Consider the following 1,011-nt stretch of genomic DNA (forward strand, 5'->3'; position numbering starts at 1 on the left):
GATGAGAAGCGAAATGAGCGCACCCGCCCACTCCCGCCAGTTGGTGAGACGCCGCTCGTTCATCCCATACCGCCGATCCCGAAGGCCAGGAGAACGATGAGGATCGCCAGGACACCGAGGTAGGCCAGCTCGTTGGGGCGCCATCGGCTCACGAAACCCTCTCGGCCATGACCGCATGGACCCGCCGGGACAGTTCGAGATCCACCTCGTTCAGCGGCACCCACAGCTGTGGGGCACCCGGAGCAAAACGGCAGAGCGAAGCATGTGTCCGGAGGAGGTAGCGCGCCGCGACCCTCATACGGTCGCCGTCCTGTACATCAGCGCGGCCGGCGTCCAACTGGATCGGGTCATCACATCCGGGCTGGGACCACAACTGCTCGACACCCAGAGCCCGCGCGAGCGTGAGGGCCGCTTCGCCAAGGGTGTCGAACCCCTCCTCGAACCGTGCCTCCGGCAGCCGAGCAGGACCGCGACCGCCCTGCAACATCAGCACCTGGCTACGCTCGTTGACCACGATCGGGCTCGCCGTCACGATCGGGCACGTGCCTCTGTGGTGGCAGGCGCCCGCCTTCGCGTGCTGGGCGAGCGTCTGCCACAGCGGCGCGAGTGTCAGTGACTCGCCGGGGCAACGGTGCATGTAATCGCTGACCGCGCGGGCCACCGCGGCATTGCCGATCACAGGTAGACCCCGCCGGTAAGACTGAACCAACGCCCCTTCACTGCCCCCGTGAGGCCGCTCGGTGCCCGGTACATTCCGCTGGGCTGACCAGCGTCAGGATCAGCCGGCTCGCTGCCCCCATCCTGGACCTGGGCCTTTTGTTCCTGGCCCGCACCCTCGTGCCGTTCCTCGTACTGCGCGATGTGACGTCGGAGCACCCGGCCCAGAGCCCGCATGTACGTGTGGGCCGAGAAAGTGGGGGCATCACGATCCGGGGCACGCTCAAGGAGAGCTTGGCTCTCCTCGCGCTGCTGCGCCGCCTCGGCCTCGGCCTCCGGGAGCCCTTCGTCGAA

The 1,011-nt window shown here is 67.8% G+C and carries 1 protein-coding gene; it reads right to left on the minus strand.

Features of this window, described 5'->3' with window-relative positions; genetic code table 11:
• Positions 1 to 148: 148 nt before the first annotated feature.
• Positions 149 to 679 carry a hypothetical protein gene (locus ACFWGZ_RS41345; RefSeq protein WP_382457032.1) on the minus strand — a complete coding sequence of 177 codons (531 nt, stop codon included), beginning with the start codon at positions 677 to 679 and terminating at the stop codon, positions 149 to 151.
• Positions 680 to 1,011: the final 332 nt, after the last annotated feature.

The organism is Lentzea sp. NPDC060358, assembly GCF_042725365.1.
GTDB lineage: Bacteria > Actinomycetota > Actinomycetes > Mycobacteriales > Pseudonocardiaceae > Lentzea.